Raw genomic sequence first — 19765 nt, 5'->3', positions numbered from 1 at the left:
GCCGTTCACCTCCCGAGAAAACAATAGAATTACCCTCCCCCTCCAAGTCCCTTCCCCTCCAAGTCCCACCCCCTGGACCTGGAGGTCAGCCAGACCGCCGCCGCCCTCAGAGCCGTTCGATCGAGCCATAGTCGGGAACGATATAGGGGCGCCCCCGCGCGTCCGCGCTGAGGACCGTCAGATCGATGTCGAAGATTTCCCGTATCGTGGCATGGGTGATGGCTTCGGCCGGCCTGGCGACGCGCTCGACCCGTCCCTTCTTCATCATGACGATCCGATCCGCGCAGGCGGCCGCGAGGTTGATGTCGTGGAGTACCGCGCAGACGGCCACGCCTTCGCGGCAGAGCGTGCGGGCCGCGCTCATGATCATGATCTGGTGTTTTAGGTCGAGATTCGACGTCGGCTCGTCCAGGAATAGAGCTTGATCGCTCCCCGCCTCCCGACAAGCCAGGATCTGACAGATGGCCCTGGCAAACTGCACGCGCTGCTGTTCGCCACCCGATAGGGTTTGATAATTTCGGTCGATCAGATGGCGCACGTCACCCAGATCAATCGACCGCTCGATGGCAGTTGCGGCTTGCGGAGACTGTTGATTGGCCGCATGCAAACCAAAACTGATGACTTCCAGAACGCTATAGGGAAACATCAGATGAGAGGCTTGCGTCATCACCGCGCGACGGCGCGCCAGGGCCACAGGCGCCATCTCGCCGATCGCCACACCGCCGAGGCGAGCGACGCCGGACGTGGGTTTATATTCGCCCGTCAGCATCCGCAGCAAGGTTGTCTTGCCGGCGCCATTCGGCCCCAGAATGACCACCAGCTCGCCCTTGTCGATGGACAGGGACACATTGTCGACAATCGTCTGACCACGAATGGCGTAGCAGGCCCGCTCGGCTTCGATGATCATGGTCAGAACGATCTTTCGCGTCGCAGCAAGAGCCACAGAAAGAACGGTGCTCCAACAAGCGCGGTCAGAATGCCGATGGGCAAATCGGCCGGCGCGACAATCGTGCGCGCGCAAGCGTCCGCGGCGACAAGCAGGCTCGCCCCGAGCAGCGCCGAGATCGGCAGCAGACTGCGATAGTCAGGACCGATCGCCAGGCGCACGAGATGCGGCACGACAATCCCGACAAAGCTGATGACACCCGCTGCCGCGACACCGACACCCGTCGCCAGCCCGATCAGCACGATTGAAACCACTTTGATCAGTTGCACCCGGTGGCCGACGTGAAAGGCGGCGGCCTCCCCCAAGGCCAGCGCGTTCAGGCCATTCGCCAGAAATTTCGACGAGATGAACAGAACGAGCATGACCGGAACAGCGACCGAGACCTTCCACCAGTTGGCGCCGCCCAAACTCCCCATCGTCCAGAATGTGATGTCGCGCAATTGGCGATCGTCGCTGATGTAGATGAGCAGCCCGATGCCCGACGCCGCCAAAGCCGAGATGGCAATGCCCGCGAGCAACATGGTCGTTGTGGATGTCTGTCCCTCGCGAGTCGATATGGCGTATAAGGCGCCAGCTGCCAGAAGACTGCCGACAAAAGCCGCGATAGGCAGAATGACGCCTTGCATCATCATGGGCGAGAGCGGCAGAAGGCGGTCGCCCAGAACGATCGTTGCGGCGGCGGCCAGAGCCGCGCCACTGGAAACGCCGACGATGGCTGGGTCAGCAAGCGGATTGCGGAAAAGGCCTTGCATGATCGCGCCCGCAACGGACAAGCCGCTTCCCAACAAGATGCCCAAGACCACGCGCGGCAGCCGAATGTTCATGAGCACGAGCCAGTCGCGGGCCATGGACGCATCGTTCTCGCCGCTCAGCCAGGATAGAGCGAGCCTGGCCAGCCGGCTGACCGGAATGGCGACAGGCCCCGTCGCCAGCGCCACAACGACGGACAGAACAAGAATCGCGGCCGCGAATATCCCGCCATAAGCAACGAGACGGCCGCGGCGTCGATGGATGGGAGCGATGTCGGCTGAAGCAGCCAAGGTGGTCATTTCTAAAAGACCGTCATTTCGAAGTCGCCTCGTCTCCATAGATCTGGCGCATCAGATCCTTCGCAGCCTCCGGCGCGCTCGGACCAAATCCCAGTAGATAAATCGCATCCATGCGGACGATGGCTTTGTTGGTAGCAGCCGGTGTCGTGGCAAAGGCCGGCATCGAGAAAACATCCTGCACCACATCTTCGCCGGGGCGATGCGCCCATATGATGACATCGGGAGCCGCCGCTACGATGGCTTCGTCGCTCATCGGCTTATAGCCATCCATGCCGTCGCCGGCATTCACCGCGCCAGCGAGGTGGATCATCGCATCGGCGGCGGTTTTCCGGCCGGCGACCATTGCTTTCCCGCTCTGCATGCCCAGAACAAGGAGCGCCCGACGGCGATTGGCAATTTTCGCCACGCTCGCCGTCAGACTTTCGAAACGCTTGGCGACATCGGCATGCAGTTGTTGCGCCGCGCTCTCCCGCTCGACCAGGTGGCCGATGGCATCGATCCGATTGAGAAGAGACTCCGCGCTCGCCACGTCATCCAGATTGACCAGTTTGATGCCGGCCCGGCGCAGGTTTTCCAAAACGTCCGGCGGCCCAGCCCCTGCCGACGTCAGCACCATGTCCGGGCGAAGCGCCAGCAGACCTTCAGCCGACAACGCCCTGAGATAGCCAACATTGGCTTTAGTCGCGAGCGCCTGCGGCGGCAGAAGACTGGTGGAATCGACGCCCACCACCGCGTCCGCAGCATCGAGCGCGTAAATGATCTCAGTGTTTGAACTGCCAAGCGAAACGAGTCGGCTCGGCCGCTCGGCATGCGCCAACCCATTGCCGCTCAGAAGAAGAAGGGACGCGAGCGCGCCTTTGATTGCTACGAGCTTCATAATCTTGTCCGCGAAATCCGACCATGTTTCCCCTGTTCATTAGAAAATTCCAACTAAGAATACTAGCCAACACTTCCAGTTTAGAATTATTTAAATCCAATATTTCCAGATTTAGAATTCGTATAAATAGAATATATTCGGTATTTATTGACTCGAAATACTTGTTCTGATCTTCAGGCTTCCGGCTGACATTTAAGAGCAATGCGTTGCTCGCCAATTCCATACGGGGCTATGGGCATGAACAGAGAGACCGGAAAGTGGCTTTTCGCTGTAGCGACCTGTCTGTCCGCGACATCGGTAGCGGCACAATCACAGACCGGCGCACAGACCAGCGCACAAACGAGCGGACCCGTCACCGAACTCGATGAGATCACTGTTTCGGCGGAACGCGGTCCGACTAAGATATTTGACCTTCCGGCCACCGTCTCGGTTCGCGAACGCACCGAACTCGAAGAGAAGAACATCCAATCGCCACGCGATCTCGTTCGCGACGAGCCTGGCGTCTCCGTCGGCAATCAGCCGTCGCGCAGCGGCTCGACGAACTATGTCATTCGCGGCATCGGCGAGAACCGAGTCCGCCTGCAGGTCGACGGCATCAAGGTTCCGGACTTTCCGAGTTCAAACTATGGCGCCGGCACTTACACGCGCGACTTCGTTGATTTCGATACGCTCAAACAGGTCGAGATCATTCGCGGCCCGGCTTCCGCTCTCTACGGCAGCGACGCCATTGGCGGCGTCGTCTCCTATGTAACGAAGGATCCGGCCGATTATCTCTCGTTCAGTTCGCGCAATTGGTTCGCCAGCGGCAAGGTCGCCTATGACTCCACCGACCGCTCGTTTTCTCAGACCGTGACGGGCGCCGGCAAGGTCGGCCAGCTCGAAACCTTGCTGATCTACACCCATCGCAACGGTCACGAAGTCACGCCGAACACCTATCGGAAAGCCAATCCGCAGAACTATACGGCCCATAGCGTGCTCGGGAAGATGGTCTATGACGCGGGCGACTGGGGCCGGTTTCGCCTAACGGCCGAGCTGACCCACAAGACGCTCGACACCAATCTTTACACCGAGCTCAGTTCAGCGGTTCTGGGATCGCGCGGCGAGGATCGCACGATCCGTCCTCGCATCAGCTTTGATTGGTCGCTTCCCGTCACTTGGGCGATCGCCGATTCTATCAAGACCATGGCCTATTATACCGAGGTCGACCGGCAAGAGTTGACCCGCCAAGGCCGCGTCACGGGCGCGCCCTCCATGATACCCAACCGTTATCGTTTCTCTGATTTTGACTTCAAACAAAAAATCTATGGCGCCGAGGTGCAACTGGAAGCCCAGCGCAACTGGGGCGACTGGAACCATAAGATCATCTACGGCGCGACCGTCGATTACACGACAACCACCCGCCCCCGCGACCGGACCGAGACAAACCTTCTCACCGGTGCGACGACGCGATTTGTCGGCCTTGAGAACTTTCCGAACAAGAATTTCCCTGACACCGAAACGCTGCAGCTCGCGGCCTACGTCCAGGACACCATCTCATCGGGCCGCTGGAGATTCATTCCCGCGCTGCGCATCGACCATTATCAGTTGACGCCAAAGCCCGATCAGGCCTTCGCCAATTCCAATCTCGCGAACTTCCAAGTCGACAAGCTCAACACGGTCGCGCTCTCGCCGAAGTTCGGCTTTACATACAATCTGACAGACCAGTATCGGCTCTATGGTCAGTATGCGCGCGGTTTCCGCGCGCCTCCCTATGACAATGCCAATTTCGCCTATTCGAATCCGGCGTTCGGCTATCAGATTCTGCCAAACTTCTCGTTGAAGCCGGAAACCAGCGATGGGTTCGAGGCTGGTTTGCGCGGCCGCTTCGACAACGGATCAAGCTTCCAGGTCAACGGCTTCTACAACATCTATCAGAACTTCATCGAATCTGTCCTCCTCGGCGTCTCTCCGGCGGGCCTGCAGCAGTTCCAGTACAAGAACCTATCAAAGGTCGTCATCTGGGGTTTCGAAGGCAAAGGCACACTGCGGCTCACAGACGACTGGTCGCTCTTCGCCAACGTCGCCTTCCAGCAAGGCCGAGACTCAGCCACGGGATTGCCGATCGATTCCGTCGATCCAATCACCGGCCTGGTCGGGGCGCGCTATCAGCCATCGAAACTCTGGGGCGCCGAAGTTCGTCAGCGCTTTGCCGGCGCCAAGAACCGCGTAAGCTCACCCTCGATCTACCGGCCGCAGGGCTGGGCGACCACCGACTTCACGCTGTTCTTCAATCCGACACCGAATATCTCGATCAACGCCAACGTCTATAATATCTTCAACCAGAGGTATTTCGTGGCGCAGGACGTCCGTGGACTGTTGGCGAGCAATCCGATCCTTGAATTATACCGCGCGCCGGGCCGAACCTTCGCGCTCAACGCGACGGTCCGTTGGTAAGGCCGAGAAAGCCAAGAAGGGGAAACACCATGTATGTTGCCATGAACCGATTCCGCGTTATCCTAGAGCGCGCCAATGACTTTGAAGCGACCTGGCTCAAGCGGGAATCTTACCTGCATGAGATGGAAGGCTTCATGACGTTCCAACTTCTGCGCGGACCGGCAAAGCCGGACCATGTCCTGTTCTCGTCCTACACGCTGTGGCGGACGCGCCAGCATTTCGACGCCTGGGTCCAATCGGCGCAATTCGCGGCCTCTCACAAGCGGGCGGGAAACAGCCCGCCGGCGATCATTGGCCATCCGGAATTCGAAGGCTTCGACGTCATTCAACAGCTCGAAGCGCACGCCGCGCCCCAGAAAGAAACAGTGTGATGACGGCGGTGATTGCACCTTCCCGCGAAGAACAGGCGAAGCTCGTCAGCGACGCCATCGCGGCCCGGCCCGATGGCGTTCTCGAAAGCGTTGCTGAATCCTGCGATGTCAGCATGCAGACCGTTCTGGAGGCCTTGCCGAAGGAACAGGCCGCGTTTGCAGCGGGCGAGGCCTTCGAGGATGTCTGGTCCAAGCTGACGGCATTCGGCCCTATCGTTTTCATCGTCCATTCCGCCGATGGCGTCTTTGAAACGAAGGGCGAGCTGCCGCCAGGAAGTGCGGGTCGCGGCTATTTCAACGTCCACGGTCAATCGCCCATCAGCGGCCACATTCGATCCGACCGCTGCAAGCAGATTGCCTTCGTCAACAGGCTGTTCTTTGGACGCCGTTCTCTCTCGGTCCAGTTTCTGAACCTCGACGGCAACGTGATGTTCAAAGTCTTCATGGGCCGGGATGAAAGCCGGGAGCTGCTCGCCGATCAGGTCAAGAAGTTCGAAGAGCTGCGCCGCCACTTCATCGGGTAGGCGTCTAAGCAATGAAGGCGAACACCGCGTTGCTCCGGTGCGCGGTGCCGCCTCCATCACCGAAATCCGGCCCCGGATATTCCGCCAGCAGACGCAGCCACGCCTCCGGCAGAAACGCCCGCCAGGGATCACCGACCAGCACCTCGATATGTGCCGCGAGACATCGATCGAGAAATGCCGTGACCCGCTCAGCCAGATCGCGTTCATAGAAAAGATCACCGACAAGAATGGTTTCGACGGCGGGCGGTGCGCCGCCCGTCAAGTCACCCAAGAACGTCGTGACGGTCACCCCGTTGATTGCCGCGTTCAACGGCGCCATGGCCACGGCATATTTGTCCGTGTCGGCGCAAATCACCTCCCGAGCCCCTGCCTGAGCCGCGGCGATCCCGACGAGACCGGATCCGGCGCCCAGGTCGAGCACGCTACGGCCGGCAACGATTTCGGGATGATCGAGAATGTGCCGGGCCAGCGCCAGGCCGCCGCCCCAGTGATGCGCCCAATACGGCGTGCCGAAATCTCGATCCATCTCGGCCAGGCGCCACAGGCCGCTTTTCGGCCCGGCTTTATGCAAACGGATTTCCGGCACCGATGGCGCCGGTAGCACCGGAAAATGAGCCTGAATAAATGTCAGCGCCTGCGGCGGCAAACCGGTGTCGATGGTCGTTTCTCCGAAGCTTTGCCCGGCTCCTCTACCATGATCAGGATTCGACGAGTACATCCTCGCGCTTGCTGCGTATCTTCGGCGATGCGACCGCGACGAGAAGCACAAGCGCCGTGGCCAGGCACAGGCCGAAATCGGTTGCGTTACGAATATGCTCAGGTCGCCCCGGGAGATCTGCATCGAACGGCAGAAATTTTCTTCCAGCATCGGCCCCAGAACGAAGCCGAGCAGCAAGCGCCATCTCGCATTTCAGGCGCGCGAGGAAATAACCGCCGTACTCTGCGTCAGGATCTGCGGGCCAGGCGCAATGTTGTGAATCATCATGGCGCCCATCATCAGCACCATCACGCATTGGCGGGAATGCCCAGGGTCAGCATTGAAATGAAGGAGGTTTGGGCTACCAGATACTTATAAAATCAATAATACATATCTTTAACTTATTCGGGTTTCGAAGCGGCCTGTGCTCTATAGGCTGCCTAGATTATCCGCCTCCGCCCGGCCCCTCGGTGTAAGCGGCAAGATTCTCCAAGGTCGACGTCAGACCTTCCTGATGATCCTCCGGCGCTATTCCCACCGGGACGTTGGCACATTCGATGGTAACCTCGGTCGCGTCGGACCCGATCGCCTTTAAGGTCGTCGTGATCGTCATGGTGCCGGCAAAAGCAGAATCGCTCGATACAAACTCAACCTGCTCGACCACCCTTTGGTCGGAAACCAGATCGACGAACCGCCCGTTGACGACGTCGGCATCGGCGCTGGTCTTGCCAAACGCTTTATGATCCGCGCTCCCATAATGAAGCGACATCTGGAACCGCCCGCCCGGCCGGGCGTCGAACAGATGTATTTGTGCCATCATGCCCTTCGGCGCCCGCCACGTCGCGATCGCCCCCGGATCAAGGAGAGCCCGATAAATGCGCTGTGGCGCAGCTTTAATAACCCTTGAGGCGCGATCAACTCGCTTGCCGTCAGCGATCTGTGGCACGCAATTTCCTCCTCGGGTTTCCTTCACCCAATGACGTTCGGCGACGACTTGAAACGCCGGTATCAGACGTCCTGGTATCGTAAGGACTGGTGCGGTCCCTCGGATTGCGAATATTTTGTGTCGGGAACCCCTGATGAGCAAAATATTTACTGTGGACAGATGGCGGAATTCGAAGGGGCCTGCTACACTAACCCTTCGTAGGCGCTGCAGGTCCGGTTTTGACAACACATTTTCGCGGTCACTTAGTTGGCCCGTTCGATGGGAAACCACCGGTTCGAAACACCCGTTTCGGCCGACTGTTGGCACGTGCGTTTGCGAAATTACAGGCTGGCGGCCTGTTTGGCGGAGACTGACGAGAACACGATGAGCAAAGGTAAGGATTTTAGGCCCAGACGGCGGGGTTTCGACGATGACGGACCGATGGATTTTCCGCCGATGCGTCAGCCAAGATCACAATTCGGTGGTGGTTCCCCCTTCCCGCCCCCGGATTTCGGTGGAGCTGCTCCTCCGAGTGTCGACGCCACAGTAAAGTGGTTCAAGGGCGATAAAGGATTCGGTTTCGTCGAACTCGGCAACGGCGCCGGCGATGCCTTCCTGCATATCGGCCAGCTCCAGGCCGCCGGTCACGAGACCGTCCCTCCCGGAGCGAAGCTGAAAGTAACGACCGCGCAAGGCGCCAAAGGCTTGCAGGTCACTCGCGTGCTCGAAGTCGACTTGTCGACCGCGGACATGTCCCCGCGCCCGGCCCGTTCGTTCGACGGTCCGCGTGGCGGTGGTGGCGACCGCGGCGGAGACCGTGGTGGCGATCGCGGCGGCGGTGGTGGTTTCGGCGGTCAACGCCGTGGTCCCGATCCGTCGACGGCCGTGGAACTCGGCGGCAAGGTCAAGTGGTTCGACATGACCAAGGGCTTCGGTTTCGTGGCGAGCGATGACGGCGGCAAGGATGTGTTCGTTCACATCTCGACCCTGCGTCCGGCCGGCATCACCCAGCTGGTCGAAGGCCAGGCCGTGATGATGCGTGTCGTCGAAACGCCGAAAGGCCGCGAAGCGGTGTCCATCGGTCTCTCCTGAGCCCCTAGCACTGTAATCAAATCTGGCGCGCCGCACTTGCACTGCGGCGCGTTTTGTTTTGAGAGTGCGCACGCTCGTCCACCAGTCTTCCTATGCAAAGCGCCTCGCATGACACCTTCGCGCGATATCGCCGACCTCCTTGCCATCATGGCGCAGCTGCGCAATCCCGCCGGCGGTTGCCCATGGGATCTCGAACAGAACTTCGCCTCGATCGCGCCCTACACGATCGAAGAGGCGTATGAAGTTGCCGACGCCATCGAGCGTGGGGATCTGGCCGACCTCAAGGATGAGCTCGGCGATCTGCTGCTGCAGGTGGTGTTCCACGCGCAGATGGCGCAAGAGCGTGGCGCCTTTGATTTTCCCGCCGTGGTCGAAGCCATCACGTCCAAGATGATCCGGCGCCACCCGCATGTCTTTGGCAGCGCGCGCGACCTGCCGCCCGACGAAGTCAAAAAGCTCTGGGGCGAGATCAAGACAGAAGAAAAGGCTTTGCGCGCGCGTGAGCGCGCCGCCGCCGGTCTCCAAGCCGACGATACGCCGACGAGCGCGCTCGACGGCGTGCCCACACCGCTGCCGGCTCTCACCCGCGCGCTCAAACTACAGCAGAAGGCTGGCGCGGTCGGCTTCGATTGGAACGACGCGCGCCAGGTGCTGGCGAAGATCCGTGAGGAATGCGACGAGATCGATGTGGAACTCACCGCCGGTGACGCATCCGCGGTCGCTGGCGAGATCGGCGATCTCCTGTTCGCCGTGGTCAATCTGGCGCGCCATGCCGATGCTGATCCGGAAGCAGCGCTGCGCGGCACCAATACCAAATTCGCCCGCCGCTTCGCCTTCATCGAAGCCGCCTTGCACGACCAGGGCCGCAAACCCAGCGAAGCGACACTCGAGGAAATGGACGCCCTCTGGAACGCCGCCAAGGCCGCCGAACGCAGCGCTTAATCCGCGCGAGGCGCGTTGTTGTCGACGACCTTCTGATAAGCGACGAGATCGAGGAAGGCCTGCGCCTCGCTCACGACACCGTTGGTCATCCGAAAGATCCAGACGAACTGGTTTGCATAAGGCGCGCCCGAGGTCGTGGTGGCCGATGCGTCGAAGCGAATGATCACAGTATCGCCGACGGCCCAAATGTCATGGACCTCTGGAACCAGCGGCGTCGCGAGGCGGGTGATCAATGGAGCCGAAGCCCGTTCGACGAAATCCTTGAGGCCGATATAGGTCCTCGCCACAGGGCCGCTACCGTGAATGGTCCAGGTCACATCCGGAGCCAGGAGTTTGGCAAAGACATTGCCACCCTTGACCCAGCTGTCGAAGGCCTGCCGCACGATCGCTGCGTTTCGGGCCGTCGCATCTGCATCCTGCGCTTGCGCCGGCGCCGCGACAACCACGAAGGTCGAGGTGATCAGCAAAGCGCAGGCGTATCGAGTCATGCGGAAAATCATCTCTCGCTTCTTTCATGATGTAGGAAAAGCTAGCTGCTTGCCAGCCACGCCATCATTGCGGCGACGCGGTCGGCCGGATCGTGATTTCGGTCGTGTTGACGCTGTCGGGCGCCTCGATCACCTGCCGTACCGCGCGGGCGATATCGTTGGGCTGCAGTGCGATGGCGCGATATTCGTCCATCACGGCGATCGTCTCCGCATGGGTAATCGTCGAGGCAAGATCGCTTTCGACGACGCCGGGATTGACGCACGTAACGCGGATCTTCGTGCTCTCCTGGCGTAGCCCCTCGGAAATGGCGCGCACGGCGAATTTCGTCGCACAATAGACAGCCGCAGTAGGCACGACCTGCAGCGCACCGATCGAACCTATATTGATGATCTGCCCGCTGCCTTGGCGTTCCATGACCGGCAGAACCGCGCCGATGCCCCAGAGCACGCCCTTGATGTTCACATCGACCATGCGCTCCCATTCATCCAGCTTTCCGGCGGAAAGCGGCGACAGGGGCATGACGCCTGCATTGTTCACCAGAACGTCGATGCGGTTCCAGAGATCGAGCGCGGCTTGCGCAAAATCGCCCATGGAGACCCGATCCGTGACATCCAACACGCGGGCTTCCGCTGTGCCGCCGCCCTCGCGGATTTCAGCCGCTATGGCTGCGATGTGGTCGCCTCGACGCGCGCCCAGCAAGACCTTTGCGCCATGGGCTGCGAGCTCGCGCGCGATGCCCTCGCCGATCCCGCCCGAGGCGCCGGTGACCAGAATGACCTTGTCCATAATCTGCTCCTTTCCGTGATGTTGACGGAAAGGTGGACCAAGCCATCTGTCGCCGGTATTCCTCCATTCATGGACTGGATGGTTAGCGATACTCGACAATGAACATCGACCTGAACCTCTTGCCCCTGTTTCAGGCTGTCGCGGAAGCTGACAATTTCCGCGCCGCTGCCGATCGTCTGGGAGTGACGCGCTCGGCCGTCAGTCAGGGCGTGCGGCGGCTTGAGGACTGCATTGGCATGGCCCTGGTGACGCGCACCACGCGCTCGGTCCGATTGACCGAGGCGGGAGAGCGATTGCGTGCGGCTCTCTCGCAACCCATGTCGGACATGATGGCTGTACTGGAGCATCTGGCGGCCGAAGATCAACCGCGTGGGTTGTTAAAGCTGGCCGTCACCTCGATTGCCGAAGACTTCTTGTCGGGGGCTCTCCTCTCCCGCTTTGCCGAGGCCAATCCGGCCGTGACCATCGACGTGACGGTCACCGACGAGGAATTCGATATCGTCGCGGCAGGATTTGATGCAGGTGTCAGGCTAGGCGAGGTGATCGAACAAGACATGATCGCCGTGCCAGTGGGGGGCAACCAGTGTGAAGCAGCTGTGGCCGCGCCATCCTATCTGGCGACCCATGGCGTGCCGAGCCATCCACGCGAGTTGGTTCAGCATCGCTGCATCGGTTGGCGCCGCGCGCCACATATCGCTCCCCATCGCTGGGAATTCGAAGAAAAAGGCGTCGCCTTTGACGTGGCGGTCGAGCCCCAGATCACGACGAATGATCTTCGCCTGATGCTGCGCGCCGCCCTTTGTGGGGCCGGGATCACCTTCGCGATGCGCGAGACATTCCGGCCTTATGTGGAGCGGGGTGAGCTTGTCTGGCTGCTTGAAGACTTCCTGCCGCCCTTTCCAGGGTTCTACCTTTATTATCCGCAACGACGGAACATGGCACCGAAGCTGCGCGCTTTAGTCGAGCACGTGCGACGCTGGAGCTGACAACCGAATGTGCGACATGGCCGTCGGCCAAATCAATTCCACCGCGCCTATGACCTGCCGCTACTCGCCGCGCCGCTTAAGAATTTCAATATTTATTTGAAATGCCAATGATTTAGAGCTTTTTCCGCTAAATCGTCCGCCTGCGCCAACAGATCTTCATTGATTTGTTCGTTCGATCGAACTAAAATAAGGCATGAGCCAGAAGCCGAAAACACCGCAAAAGCCCCTGCCCACCGACGACCGGCTGTTGGAGACAGCCGTCGACCTCTTCGGCCGCAAGGGTCTCGAAGGGGTCAGCACCCGCGCGCTGGCTGCAGCTGCCGGCACCGCCATGTCCTCCATCACCTATCACTATGGCGGCAAGGAAGGGCTTTACCTGGCCACCGCCAAGCACATCGCCGAAAAGATCGAAAGCGGGCTGGGCGCCGCCCTCACCCGCCTGCCCGCGATTGACGACATCCGGCCCGAGGAGGCCCTGCCCTACGTCCTCACCATGGTCGACGGCATGCTGGGGCTCATGCTCAATCCGCAGAGCGCGGCCTGGGCCCGTTTCATCGTGCGCGAGCAGATGGAGCCGACCGAGGCTTTCCAGATTCTCTACCGGCATATCTTCGATCGGGTGGCGGGCCGCTTGATCGCACTCGTCGAGCACCACGGCAATGGTCGATGGAGCCAAGAAGACGCGCGCCTGAAACTGGTGAGCATCCTCGGCCAGGTCATCGTCTTCCGTGTCGCACGCGCAACCGCACTGCGCTTCATGGAATGGGACGACATCGACCAAGCCCATGCCGAAAAGATCCGCCGCACCGTGCATGCCCATTGCCGGGCCATTCTCTCCAGCGACATCGAAAGCAAGCCATGAAGACGCGGCTGATCATTCTCGCTTTGCTCGCGGCCGTCGCACTGGCCGCTTATCTCACGCACGGCTTTGGCTTCTTCGCACCGCAGACCGGCGGCCCTCTCGCCCTCTACGGCAATGTCGACATTCGCTCCGTCGATCTCGGCTTCCGTGTGCCCGGTCGCATCGCCACCATGCCGGTGGACGAAGGCGCACGCGTTGAGACAGGAACCATCCTGGCGCAGCTCGATACCAAACCGCTCACCGATATGCTGAACGCCGCCGAAGCGCAGGTCAGTGTCGCGGCGGCGGAACGCGACAAACGCCGCAGCGGCAATCGTCCGCAGGACATCGCGCAGGCCGAAGCGACCGTAGCTGAGCGCCGTGCATCGCTGGTGCAGACCAGCCAGGATTTCGACCGTCGCTCGCAATTGTTCAAGAACCACATCGTCAGCCAGGCGCAATACGATCTGTCCGAAGCCCAGTTCAGGGCCGATCAGGCACGCTTGCAGGCGGCCGAGCAATCCTTGTCGCTGATCCGCGCCGGCTTCCGCAAAGAGGACATCGCCTCGGCCGACGCACAATATGCGGTCGCCGTAGCCCAACGTGATAAGGCACAGACCGATCTTGCCGACGCGACCTTGAAAGCCCCATCAGCCGGCACGATCCTGACACGGGCGCGCGAGCCCGGCGCCATCGTCCAGGCGGGCGAATCCGTTTTCACCCTCACCATCGATCGGCCGATGCGCGTGCGCGCCTATGTGTCGGAGCCTGATCTCGGGCGCATTTCGCCAGGCATGGAAGCGCAGGTCAAAAGCGACGGCAATCCAAAACTCTATCGCGGCACCATCGGCTTCATTTCACCGACAGCGGAGTTCACGCCGAAATCAGTGCAGACGGAAAGCCTGCGCACCGACCTCGTTTATCGCCTGCGCATCGTCGTCACCGATCCTGACGATGCCTTGCGCCAGGGCCAGCCCGTCACCGTCACCATTCCCGACGCCCGGCCAGCCGGAGGGCGCTAGGATGGACGGCCTCGTCGCAACGGCACGCGCCGTCACCAAACGCTTCAGCAAGAACGCTGCGGCGGCACTCGACGCGGTCTCCATCGACATCATCGCCGGGCGGATGACCGGGCTCGTCGGCCCCGACGGCGCCGGCAAGACTACCTTGATCCGCCTGCTCGCCGGCCTGCTCGATCCCGACGGCGGTTCTGTGGAAGTGCAGAACGTTGCGGCCGTTGACGCCGATCGGGCTGATATCGGTTACATGCCGCAGCGCTTCGGCCTCTATGAAGATCTCAGCGTCATCGAGAACCTCTCGCTCTACGCCAATCTCCGTGGATTGCCGGTGAGCGAACGAGAAGCACGCTTTCATGAGCTGCTCGCCTTCACCGATCTCGACCGTTTCCGCACGCGTTTAGCGGGTAAGCTCTCGGGCGGCATGAAGCAGAAGCTCGGTCTGGCCTGCGCCATGGTGAAAGCGCCGAAACTGCTTCTGCTCGACGAACCGGGCGTCGGCGTCGATCCGGTCTCGCGGCGGGAATTGTGGACCATGGTACGCAATCTCGCCGGCGAAGGCATCGGCGTGCTGTGGTCGACCGCCTATCTCGACGAAGCGGAGAAATGCGACACCGTCTTCCTGCTCAATGAAGGCAAGTTGCTTTATGCGGGCGAGCCGGCGCGTCTCACCGGCCAGATCCAGGGCCGGGTTTATCGCGTCTTCGCCGGCGCCGACGGCCGCCGCAAACTGCTCGAGCGCGCCCTCAACGACAAGGATGTCACCGACGGCACCGTCCAGGGCGCGTCGTTGCGCCTGGTGATGAAACCAGATGTCGGCGCCCCTGCCCCCGCCGCCTTCGGCGCGCCAAGCGACTCCCGCATCGAGCCGACGGCGCCGCGCTTCGAAGATGCCTTTGTCGATATTCTCGGCGGTGGCCCGTCCGGCACCAGCATCCTGGCGCAAGCCTATCGAACGATCCCTGACACACAGGAACCGGCCATCATCGCGGAGAAGCTAACAAAGCGGTTTGGCGCCTTCACCGCCGCCAGCGACATCAGCTTTTCGGTTCCCCGTGGCCAGATTTTTGGATTGCTCGGCCCCAATGGCGCGGGCAAATCGACCACGTTCAAAATGCTCTGCGGCCTGCTGACGCCCAGCTCAGGCGGTGGCCGCGTCGCCGGCCATGATCTGCGTAAGGCACGCGCCGAGGCGCGCCAATCGCTCGGCTATATGGCGCAAAAATTCTCGCTCTATGGCGATCTCAGCGTCCAACAGAACCTGAATTTCTTCTCCGGTGTCTATGGACTGACCGGCGCGCGGCAGCGCGAGGCGATCGAGCGCATGGTCGAGATCTTTCATCTGAAGGATTATCTCTCGACCAATAGCGGGACCATGCCGCTTGGCTTCAAACAGCGGCTGGCGCTGGCCTGCGCCGTCATGCATCAGCCGCCGGTGCTATTTCTCGATGAACCGACGTCCGGTGTCGATCCGATCGTGCGCCGTGAGTTCTGGACCCATATCAACGGCCTGGTGGAGCACGGCGTCACCGTTCTCGTCACCACCCATTTCATGGACGAGGCGGAATATTGCGACCGTATCGCGCTCATCTATCGCGGCGCGGAAATCGCCATCGGCACCCCCGACGATCTCAAATCGCAGGCGGCGGCAAAAGCCGGGCTCGATGATCCAACTCTGGAAGGTGCCTTCATCACCCTGATCGAAGAATCCGACAAGCAACGGGAGGCCGCATGAGCCAAGCCTTCTCCCGGCAACGCTTCACCGCGCTCCTCGTCAAGGAGACGCTGCAAATCCTGCGCGATCCCTCGACTTTCCTGATCGCTTTCGTGCTGCCGATGATCCTGCTCTTCCTCTTCGGCTATGGCGTGTCGCTCGACACGACGCGGATCAAGATCGGCCTCGCCTTGCAGGACACGAGCGCCCAGGCGCGCAGTCTCGCCACCGCCTATGAACGCTCGACCTGGTTCGAGATCACCGGCGCCCGCGATGTCGCGACGCTGAAGGCCGATCTCGTCGCCGGCGCCATTCGCGGCATCATCGTCATTCCACCCGACTTCGGCCGCCGCCTCGACGGGCGCGGCGAGCCAGCGTCCGTACAGGTCATCACCGACGGTTCCATGCCCAACACCGCCGGCTTCGTCGCCGCCTATGCCGAAGGCATCCGCGCTGGCTGGGCGGCGGGCCTCGCCAGCGAACGCGGCGTGCAGCCGCTGCCGCCCATCAGTCTCGCCCAGCGCTTCTGGTTCAATCCGGAACTGACCAGCCGCTATTTTCTGGTGCCGGGCTCCATCGCCATCGTCATGACGATGATCGGCACGCTGCTCACCGCCCTGGTCGTCGCGCGTGAATGGGAGCGCGGCACGATGGAGGCTTTGCTGGCAACGCCGATCGGCATGCCGGAATTTCTGGCGACCAAGGTTATTCCCTACTTCGTTCTCGGGCTCTGCTCGATGACCATCTGCACGCTCATCGCGATCTTCGTCTTCGGCGTGCCGTTCCTCGGTTCGGCGCTGGCCCTGCTCGCCATTGCGTCGGCCTTTCTGGTGCCGGCCCTAGGTCAAGGGCTGCTGATCTCCGCTGTCACCAAGAACCAGTTCGTCGCCAGCCAGGTCGCTTTGCTCTCGGCCTTTCTGCCGGCGATGCTGCTTTCCGGCTTCCTGTTCGAAATCTCCTCGATGCCGCGGATCATCCAATTCATCACCTATGCGGTGCCGGCACGCTATGTCATTCCGCCGCTGCAGACGGTCTTTGCCGTCGGCGATCTCTGGGGCCTGTTCCTGCGCGATATCGCGATCCTGCTCGGCTTCGGCGCTTTCTTCTTTGTGCTCGCCATCCGCGCCACCCGCCGGAGGATCACCTGATGTGGGGTCGCATCATCGCGCTCATCATCAAGGAAATGTGGGCGATCCTGCGCGATCCCCGAGCCCGCGTCATTCTGGTGGTGCCGCCGCTGGTGCAATTGTTCATCCTCGGCTTTGCGACGACGTTGGAAGTCAAGAATATCGACGTCGGCGTCTACAATCGCGACAGCGGCGCCTGGAGCACGGAATTCGTGCAGCGCTTGGCTGGCAGCCCCAATATCCGCGGCATCGTCTGGCTCCGATCGCCCGAGGAATTGCGCAGCGCCATCGACAATCAACGCGTCATCGTCGCCGTCTCGATCGACCAGCGCTTCAGCGCCGATGTGACGGCCGGCCGCCCGGCGATCATCCAGGCCGTGTTCGACGGTCGCCGCTCCAACGCCGCACAGATCGTCTCCGGCTATATCGAGCGCATCACTGCCGAAATGGGAGCGTCGCTCGCGCCTGTTATCGATGCGCCTCGCTCACAATCGGTCATCACCAACTGGTTCAACCCGAACCTCGACTATCTGTGGTTCACCATGCCGGCGCTGATCGTCATCATCAGCACCGTATCCGGCCTTGGCATCACGGCGCTGTCAGTAGCGCGCGAGCGTGAGCTGGGCACCTTCGATCAACTCATGGTCTCGCCCTTGCGCGTCCACGAAATCCTGATCGGCAAAATGGTGCCGCCTTTCCTCGTCGGCCTGTTCAACGCGTCGCTTTATCTGGTGCTGATACCCCTTGCCTTCGGCGTACCACTCACCGGCTCGGTCCCGCTGTTCTATCTGGCGTTGACTTTCTACCTGCTGGCGCTCGTCGGCGTCGGCATGCTGGTGTCGTCGCTGGCGCAGACGCAGCAGCAGGCTTTTCTCGGCGTCTTTCTGGTCACCGTGCCGGCAACCTTGTTGTCAGGTTATGCCAGCCCCGTCGACAATATGCCCGGCTGGCTGCAGGTGCTGGCACAGGCCAATCCGCCGAAACATTTCCTTATCGTCAGTGAAGGGATCTTCCTGAAGGCCATGCCGGCGCTCGACGTGCTGGCCAACACCTGGCCGCTGATCATCATTGCCGCGATCACTTTGACCGCCTCGGCCATCCTGTTTCGCGCCCGCATGGAGTGAGCGCGCCAAGCCATTCTTCAACTATTCAGCTGCGGGTCGACGCGGACGGCGGCGCGCTGGTTGTCGGACCACCACGCGGGTTGCCTGCGGCATGCGGCGTTCCAACCGATCGATCATGTCGGGCGCGACGCGCAGTTTGAAATGCACGGCGCCGTCTTCGTCGTGATCGCGCGACAGCACTTGCATGTTGTCATAGATCCAGCCGAGTTGATCTTGTTCCTGCGGTCCAAGCCGCAGTTCAAACGTCACATGATCGCGTGAGAGCCGTGCCTCGATCCCGGCGAGCAGATCGTCGATGCCCTCGCCCGTCAGCGCCGAAACGACGAAGGGACGTTCTTCAAGCGGACGGCGCGAGACGCTGGTGCGCAAGGCGTCCGCCTGGGAGGGATCGAGCAGATCGATCTTGTTCCAGATCTCGACGAAATGACCGTCATTAGGATCGATGCCGAGGTCGCGCAGCACCTGTTCCACATCGGTGCTCTGCGCCTCCGTGTCCTCATGGGAGAGATCACGCACGTGCAGCACCAGATCGGCCTCGATCACTTCCTCGAGCGTGGCGCGAAAGGCGGTGACAAGCTGGGTCGGCAGATCGGAGATGAAGCCGACCGTATCGGACAGCATGATCCTCTCGCCATGCGGCAGCGCCACCGCGCGCAAGGTCGGATCGAGCGTCGCAAACAGCATGTCCTGCGCCAAAACCTCGGCGCGCGTCAGCCGGTTGAACAGGGTCGATTTGCCGGCATTGGTGTAACCAACCAGCGCCACCACCGGATAAGGCACAGCCTGGCGTTGGGCGCGATGCAGGCCGCGCGTCTTCTTCACGCCTTCCAGATCGCGTTCGATCTTGAGGATACGTTCTTGAATGAGCCGACGGTCAGCTTCGATCTGGGTTTCGCCAGGACCACCGAGGAAGCCGAAGCCGCCGCGCTGGCGTTCCAGATGGGTCCAGGAGCGCACGAGCCGCGATCGCTGATAGGCCAGATGCGCCAGCTCGACCTGCAACGCACCTTCGCGCGTGCGGGCGCGACGCCCGAAAATCTCCAGAATAAGACCGGTGCGGTCGATGACCTTGGCAACGAATTCCTTTTCGAGATTGCGCTGCTGCACCGGCGACAAGGCGCAGTCGACGATGACGATCTCGACGTCTTTCTCTTTGACGAGAGCGGCGAATTCCTCGACCTTACCAGTGCCCAGATAGGTCGCCGGCTTCAGCTTCGACAGCATGGCGATTTCGGCCGCGACCACATCGAGGTCGATGGCGCGCGCAAGGCCTGCCGCTTCGTCCAGACGCGCTTCCACCGACCGCCCGGAGGGCGGCCGAATGCCAGTCGCTGGATCGAAGGCAGCTTTACGCTCGTTCAGATAAGGACCGATCACCAATGCGCGGGTCGGCGCATCGGGATCTCGGCCTTGGGGCTCAACGTTGGTGTTGGCGCCGAACGTGACCCTTTGTAACTCGGACTTGGCTCGCTTCAGGACGCTCCGCCCCCCTCCTCGCCCTGCTCGAACATTTGAATCGGCGCACCAGGCATGATGGTGGAGATCGCATGTTTGTAGACGAGCTGCGAATGCCCATCGCGGCGTAACAGAAGGCAAAAATTGTCAAACCAGCTGACCACGCCCTGGAGTTTCACGCCGTTCACCAGGAAAATCGTCAGAGGCACTTTGTTCTTACGGACATAGTTTAGGAACGTGTCTTGAAGGTTTTGTGCGCGTTCTCCCGCCATTGTATATCCTTCGCTCCTGCTCTTTCATGATATGTCGCCCCACGATCAACCGCTGAATCATGGAAACGTCATTCCCCATCTGTTCGAGTTAAGGCCCAG

At 61.1% G+C, this 19765-nt stretch carries 20 protein-coding genes; 11 read left to right on the top strand and 9 right to left on the bottom strand.

The features are described 5' to 3' along the window. Positions 1 to 106 precede the first annotated feature (106 nt). From BLW50_RS06490 to BLW50_RS06480, 3 genes are read right to left on the bottom strand one after another with little or no spacing between them, the layout of a single operon-like run. Positions 107 to 907, bottom strand: a complete 801-nt coding sequence (locus BLW50_RS06490; RefSeq protein WP_090699171.1) for a heme ABC transporter ATP-binding protein — start codon at positions 905 to 907, stop codon at positions 107 to 109. Between the two features lie 2 nt (positions 908 to 909). Then, positions 910 to 1986, bottom strand: coding sequence for a FecCD family ABC transporter permease (locus BLW50_RS06485; protein ID WP_244544148.1), 1077 nt, complete (start codon positions 1984 to 1986; stop codon positions 910 to 912). Positions 1987 to 2008: 22 nt separating this feature from the next. Then, positions 2009 to 2872 carry a heme/hemin ABC transporter substrate-binding protein gene (locus tag BLW50_RS06480; protein WP_090699164.1) on the bottom strand — a complete coding sequence of 288 codons (864 nt, stop codon included), beginning with the start codon at positions 2870 to 2872 and terminating at the stop codon, positions 2009 to 2011. 237 nt (positions 2873 to 3109) lie between these two features. Between BLW50_RS06480 and BLW50_RS06475 the strand changes: the two genes are divergently transcribed. The 3 genes from BLW50_RS06475 to hutX are packed head-to-tail and all read left to right on the top strand — an operon-like array spanning position 3110 to position 6200. Beyond that, complete coding sequence (locus tag BLW50_RS06475; protein WP_170850019.1) at positions 3110 to 5305, top strand: TonB-dependent hemoglobin/transferrin/lactoferrin family receptor; 2196 nt, start codon at positions 3110 to 3112, stop codon at positions 5303 to 5305. A gap of 29 nt (positions 5306 to 5334) precedes the next feature. Then, complete coding sequence (locus BLW50_RS06470; RefSeq protein WP_090699157.1) at positions 5335 to 5676, top strand: antibiotic biosynthesis monooxygenase family protein; 342 nt, start codon at positions 5335 to 5337, stop codon at positions 5674 to 5676. Continuing rightward, positions 5676 to 6200, top strand: coding sequence for a heme utilization cystosolic carrier protein HutX (gene hutX, locus BLW50_RS06465; RefSeq protein ID WP_090699154.1), 525 nt, complete (start codon positions 5676 to 5678; stop codon positions 6198 to 6200). The genes BLW50_RS06470 and hutX overlap by 1 nt, the downstream gene beginning before the upstream one ends. Before the next feature lie 4 nt (positions 6201 to 6204). Here hutX and BLW50_RS06460 read toward each other — a convergent pair whose 3' ends face one another. Together BLW50_RS06460 and BLW50_RS06455 are read right to left on the bottom strand one after the other, a co-directional pair. Further along, entirely contained in the window at positions 6205 to 7095 is an 891-nt protein-coding gene (locus BLW50_RS06460; protein WP_348272784.1) for a class I SAM-dependent methyltransferase, read from the bottom strand. 247 nt (positions 7096 to 7342) lie between these two features. Then, a complete protein-coding gene (locus tag BLW50_RS06455; RefSeq protein ID WP_244544147.1) occupies positions 7343 to 7843 on the bottom strand; it encodes an SRPBCC domain-containing protein in 501 nt (166 codons plus the stop codon). 363 nt (positions 7844 to 8206) lie between these two features. Here BLW50_RS06455 and BLW50_RS06450 point away from each other — a divergent pair, with 363 nt between their 5' ends. Continuing rightward, positions 8207 to 8914, top strand: a complete 708-nt coding sequence (locus BLW50_RS06450) for a cold-shock protein (protein WP_090699148.1) — start codon at positions 8207 to 8209, stop codon at positions 8912 to 8914. A 108-nt stretch (positions 8915 to 9022) separates the two neighbouring features. After that, on the top strand, positions 9023 to 9856 hold the full coding sequence (gene mazG, locus BLW50_RS06445; RefSeq protein WP_090699146.1) for a nucleoside triphosphate pyrophosphohydrolase: 834 nt from the start codon (positions 9023 to 9025) through the stop codon (positions 9854 to 9856). On the opposite strand, the gene BLW50_RS06440 is transcribed toward mazG, so the two are convergent. Continuing rightward, positions 9853 to 10344, bottom strand: coding sequence for a nuclear transport factor 2 family protein (locus tag BLW50_RS06440; RefSeq protein ID WP_244544146.1), 492 nt, complete (start codon positions 10342 to 10344; stop codon positions 9853 to 9855). The genes mazG and BLW50_RS06440 overlap by 4 nt on opposite strands. Before the next feature lie 64 nt (positions 10345 to 10408). Then, positions 10409 to 11131 (bottom strand): SDR family oxidoreductase, encoded by a 723-nt coding sequence (locus BLW50_RS06435; RefSeq protein WP_090699139.1) that lies wholly within the window; start codon positions 11129 to 11131, stop codon positions 10409 to 10411. A gap of 98 nt (positions 11132 to 11229) precedes the next feature. On the opposite strand from BLW50_RS06435, the gene BLW50_RS06430 reads away from it, so the two are divergent. The 6 genes from BLW50_RS06430 (at position 11230) to BLW50_RS06405 (ending at position 17939) form a co-directional block, all read left to right on the top strand. Further along, entirely contained in the window at positions 11230 to 12117 is an 888-nt protein-coding gene (locus BLW50_RS06430) for a LysR family transcriptional regulator (protein WP_090699134.1), read from the top strand. A 193-nt stretch (positions 12118 to 12310) separates the two neighbouring features. Continuing rightward, positions 12311 to 12979, top strand: coding sequence for a CerR family C-terminal domain-containing protein (locus tag BLW50_RS06425; protein WP_090699131.1), 669 nt, complete (start codon positions 12311 to 12313; stop codon positions 12977 to 12979). Continuing rightward, a complete protein-coding gene (gene hlyD / locus BLW50_RS06420) occupies positions 12976 to 13980 on the top strand; it encodes a secretion protein HlyD (RefSeq protein WP_090699128.1) in 1005 nt (334 codons plus the stop codon). Before BLW50_RS06425 ends, hlyD begins: the two co-directional genes overlap by 4 nt. A gap of 1 nt (position 13981) precedes the next feature. Then, positions 13982 to 15709 carry an ATP-binding cassette domain-containing protein gene (locus BLW50_RS06415; protein ID WP_090699125.1) on the top strand — a complete coding sequence of 576 codons (1728 nt, stop codon included), beginning with the start codon at positions 13982 to 13984 and terminating at the stop codon, positions 15707 to 15709. Further along, positions 15706 to 16836 (top strand): ABC transporter permease, encoded by a 1131-nt coding sequence (locus BLW50_RS06410; protein ID WP_090699123.1) that lies wholly within the window; start codon positions 15706 to 15708, stop codon positions 16834 to 16836. The genes BLW50_RS06415 and BLW50_RS06410 overlap by 4 nt, the downstream gene beginning before the upstream one ends. Continuing rightward, complete coding sequence (locus BLW50_RS06405) at positions 16833 to 17939, top strand: ABC transporter permease (protein WP_170850396.1); 1107 nt, start codon at positions 16833 to 16835, stop codon at positions 17937 to 17939. Before BLW50_RS06410 ends, BLW50_RS06405 begins: the two co-directional genes overlap by 4 nt. 21 nt (positions 17940 to 17960) lie before the next feature. On the opposite strand, the gene hflX is transcribed toward BLW50_RS06405, so the two are convergent. Next, entirely contained in the window at positions 17961 to 19316 is a 1356-nt protein-coding gene (hflX, locus tag BLW50_RS06400; RefSeq protein ID WP_348272783.1) for a GTPase HflX, read from the bottom strand. Positions 19317 to 19411: 95 nt separating this feature from the next. Next, entirely contained in the window at positions 19412 to 19666 is a 255-nt protein-coding gene (gene hfq, locus BLW50_RS06395; protein ID WP_090699115.1) for an RNA chaperone Hfq, read from the bottom strand. Between the last annotated feature and the right edge of the window lie 99 nt (positions 19667 to 19765).

Origin of the sequence: Beijerinckia sp. 28-YEA-48 (assembly GCF_900104955.1) — a bacterium.
In the GTDB taxonomy this organism is placed as follows: domain Bacteria; phylum Pseudomonadota; class Alphaproteobacteria; order Rhizobiales; family Beijerinckiaceae; genus Terripilifer.
The sequence above is the reverse complement of the archived record's forward strand: the minus strand, read 5'-3'. Positions and strand labels throughout refer to the sequence as shown.